Source organism: Thomasclavelia sp., assembly GCF_017889095.1.
GTDB lineage: Bacteria > Bacillota_I > Bacilli_A > Erysipelotrichales > Coprobacillaceae > Thomasclavelia.
Map to the genome: position 1 here is coordinate 1 of NZ_JAGHEW010000166.1, position 4,282 is coordinate 4,282.

At 27.8% G+C, this 4,282-nt stretch carries 3 protein-coding genes; all 3 read right to left on the reverse strand.

Annotation, left to right across the window (positions count from 1 at the left end):
* Positions 1-902 (reverse strand): CAP domain-containing protein (locus tag J7M77_RS07395; protein ID WP_296877193.1); only part of this gene is annotated, 902 nt, incomplete at its 3' end.
* A 165-nt stretch (positions 903-1,067) separates the two neighbouring features.
* Positions 1,068-2,966: a molecular chaperone HtpG gene (gene htpG, locus J7M77_RS07400; RefSeq protein ID WP_296877194.1), complete on the reverse strand. Its 1,899-nt coding sequence runs from the start codon at positions 2,964-2,966 to the stop codon at positions 1,068-1,070.
* 106 nt (positions 2,967-3,072) lie between these two features.
* Positions 3,073-3,900 carry an HAD family hydrolase gene (locus tag J7M77_RS07405; RefSeq protein ID WP_296877195.1) on the reverse strand — a complete coding sequence of 276 codons (828 nt, stop codon included), beginning with the start codon at positions 3,898-3,900 and terminating at the stop codon, positions 3,073-3,075.
* Between the last annotated feature and the right edge of the window lie 382 nt (positions 3,901-4,282).

Below are 4,282 nucleotides of genomic sequence, written 5' to 3' on the forward strand. Positions count from 1 at the left end.
ACTTCAACTGTTTTACCATCAATTATTGCTTTAAGCTTAGTAGTTCCAGTTTTATGAGCAGTTATTATACCGTTTGTAATTGAAACAATTTGTGAATTCTCACTTACCCATTGAGGTTGCATAGAAGCACTGACTGGTGAAATATAATACCAAGTATCATTAAGAGCAATTTTAATATTAACACTTGGTACTTCCTTTTGTGTGTTAATTTCCATTTTAATACTGCTGATGTTAGTATCATAAGTGGCTGAAAAAATTGATTCATTTGCTACTTCTACTGGTACCAGTTTTATTGCATCATTAGCTGTTATAAAACCTGTATTAGAGTTGGTAGATCCAAATTCCTGAACCCAACAATGGATTCCATTAACAACTGCATGTCCAATTCCAATTGCATTGAATCTACTATTCAACATGTTACGACGATGTCCTTGACCGCTATAATCTTTATTAGTTTCTTGCCATCCTACAAATACAGCACTCGCACTTGTATAACCAATAGCAATATTTTCACCATACGAGCGAACTCCTTTGTAAGTTGCTGAATAGCAATCTTCACCATTTGGTCTAGTATGAGCAAAACTAACAGCAATTTCTACTGCTCTTATCATTGCAATCTGTTCTAAAGCATAGTCATAAGTAAGCTCGCTCAATTGATTAGAACTATTAGTATTAAACCATGTCTTATTTGTTGAAGTTTGATCGCTCCAATACCATGCATCATCACCTGTACGCCAATCATTTATCATTTTTAACATCGTTCTAGCTTCAGTTTGTCCATAAGTAGCTTCGATATTAATATTAGTAATATTGTCACTAGCAAATACAGGAATTGTACATGTTCCAACGACTATAGTTAAAGATACTAATATTGACCACAGTATTTTTAATCCTTTCTTCATATTCTTCTCCTTTCCTAATATCAATTTGGTATCATTAATTCAATGATATCAAATTAATCATAACTAGAAATAACAATAAAAAAAATATGTTCTATTAAATGTGGCAGATAAATTTTAATATTTTAACAATTTATAAACAACAAAAAAAGCTGGAGTGTTTCCAGCTTAATCTTTATTTAATTCAATCATTAAATCACAAATTTTATTAGAGAACTCAACTGGATTATCAATTGAGAAACCTTCAATTAATAAAGCTTGATCATATAAGATGCTTGCATAATCATTAATTTTATCAGGATTATTTGTATATACTTTTTTAATAGCATTAAAGATATCATGATTTGGATTAATTTCAAGAATTCTTCCGGCTTTAATTCCTTGTGCTTGTCCATCAGGCATTTGATTTAAAACTTTTTCCATTTCAAAAGAAACACCTTCACTAGATACTAAACAAACTGGATGCGTTTTTAAACGTGCTGATACTTTAACATCAACAACTTTTTCACCTAATGAATCTTTGATTGCTGTTAATAAATCCTTATTTTCTTCATTAGTTTTTTCTAATTCTTTCTTTTCTTCTTCACTGTCGATATCTAAATCACCTTGAGCAACGCTCTTGAATGGTTTTTCTTTGTAATCACGCATCATTTGAATACAGAATTCATCAACATTATCAGTTAAGTATAAAACATCAAATCCTTTATCTTTAACTACTTCAACTTGTGGTAAAGTAGCAATCTTATCTAATGTTTCACCACTAGCAAAATAGATTTCTTTTTGATTTTCTGGCATATTTTCTACATATTCAGCTAAAGTGATATATTTTTCTTCTTTACTTGAATAATATAGTAATAAATCTTGTAATTTATCTTTTAACATACCATAACTGTTATAGATTCCAAATTTTAATTGTAACCCAAAGTTATCAAAGAATTCTAAATATTTTTCACGATCATTTTTCAACATTTTTTCTAATTCTGATTGAATTTTCTTTTCAATTTTATCAGCAATTACTTTTAACTGACGATCATGTTGTAACATTTCACGAGAAATATTTAATGATAAATCTTCTGAATCAACTAATCCTTTAACAAATCTGAAATGTTCAGGTACTAAATCACTAGCTTTATCCATGATAAAGACACCTTTAGAATATAATTGCAATCCTTTTTCATAATCATTTGAATAATAATTCATTGGTGCTTTAGAAGGAATAAATAACAATGAATCATACGAAACAGTTCCTTCAACACGGCTATGAATCACTTTTAATGGATCATTGAAATCATTAAATTTGTCTTTATAGAATTCATTATAATCCTCATCAGTAATTTCATTTTTATTTCTTTTCCATAATGGAACCATTGAATTTAATGTTTTAGTTTCAACTACATCTTCATATTCATCACTATCTTCTTTTTTCTTAGATACTGTCATATCCATAATAATTGGATAATGAACATAATCAGAATATTTTTTAACTAATGATTGTAAATGATATTGTTCTAAATATTCATCATAATTTTCATCATCAGTATTGTCTTTTAAATACAAACGAATTGTTGTTCCATGATCATTTACATCAGTTTCAAAAATTTCATAACCATCACTTACTTCAGATACCCAAGTATATCCTTGGTCACTGCCATATTTTTTTGAAATAACTTCTACTTTTTTAGCTACCATGAAAGCTGAATAGAAACCAACCCCAAATTGACCAATAATATCAATATCATCATGTTCTACTTCGTTTTTAAAATCAAATGAACCACTATTAGCAATCGTACCTAGATGAGTTTCTAATTCATCATGATCCATTCCAATACCATGATCTTTAACTGTTAATACACGATTATCTTTATCAACTAATAATTCAATTTTTAAATCATCACGATTAATTGATGAAATGTTTTCCGTTAATGCTTTGTAATATAACTTATCACTGGCATCACTGGCATTAGAAATCAATTCTCTTAAAAAGATTTCTTTATGTGTATAAATAGAGTTAATCATTAAATCTAATAATCTTTTTGATTCGGCTTTAAACTGTTTTTTTTCTGTCATATTTACATCTCCATTCTTTAGCACTCAACTTTCCTTTGTGCTAAAAGATATTCTAATACAACTCACTGGCACTGTCAAGTCTTGAGTGCTAGTATTTTGATTTTTTTTAAATTAATCCCAGTTTAATAAACTCATCATAAACACCATCTTGTTCAACACTTAAACAGATCCGATCAGCTACTTTCTTTAATTCATCACTGCCATTAGCCATCACTACTCCACAATTAACTGTAGTAATCATTTCATAATCATTCATACTATCACCAAAACCAATCGTATCTTCGAGTTTCATATTTAAATAATCAACGATTCGCTTAATCCCGGTTCCTTTATTATCAGTTTTAGAAATAATTTCTCCATTTACATTTTGGTTATTAAATAATTCATGAATAATAAAATTAAAATCATGACCTAAAATATCTTTAGCTTTTTCTACACTTAAATTATCTCTAGCAATAAAACTGATTTTATGAACTCCTAAACCATCATAATTATCTAAATCCTTAGCATTAAATTTTTCATTATGCATCGCAATCAAACGTTCCATTTCTGAATTAGATGGATTTTCCATTCCGGAAAATAATTTGATCATTTCCGTCGACATATATGTAACATCACTACATTCATAGTTATATAAAACATTATTTTGTTTAAAAACTTCACTAGCTTTTTTTACTTGTTCATCACTAAAATAACTACGATAAATAATTTGATCATCGATTTCAATATAACTGCCCGCACTAGCAATAATACCATCAAAATGAACCTGATTTAGTTCATCTCTAATTCCTGCTTTATTACGACCAGTACAAATAAAAATTTTATGTCCGTTTTTTTGTGCTAATCTAATTGCCTGCTTTACTTTTTCGCTCATTTCACGATGATTAGCTACAATAGTACCATCAATATCTAAAAAAACTAATTTTTGATTCATCTATATTACCCCCGTTATTATCATGATTATAATAGCTTAATTTCGTGGAAGTTGCTATAAAAAGATAAAGAAGTGTTTAGTTTATTTATTAAAATAAATTTTAAATTTGATGATTATAGAATCTACTTTTAAGATAAATAAGTTGTTTTTAATATAGATCAATTAAATTTTAATATCTAACTTCAAAATAAAGATATTTTTGAAAATATATTACATACAATATATTGATAAACGATTAAACAACAAATAAAAATGGAACTTTAAAAGTCGAGAAATCGACTATTTTTATTTGAAATACAGCTTTTTGAATAGTTAAAAAAGTGGAAAGCTTTAACACTTTCCACAATCACGGTGATATTGTTCGACCAAGTTATTTTTTTCA

Bases quoted from the DNA above. Each gene is read 5' to 3' on its own strand.
- htpG (WP_296877194.1), bottom strand. From the start codon at position 2,966: ATGACAGAAAAAAAACAGTTTAAAGCCGAATCAAAAAGATTATTAGAT.
- J7M77_RS07405 (WP_296877195.1), bottom strand. From the start codon at position 3,900: ATGAATCAAAAATTAGTTTTTTTAGATATTGATGGTACTATTGTAGCT.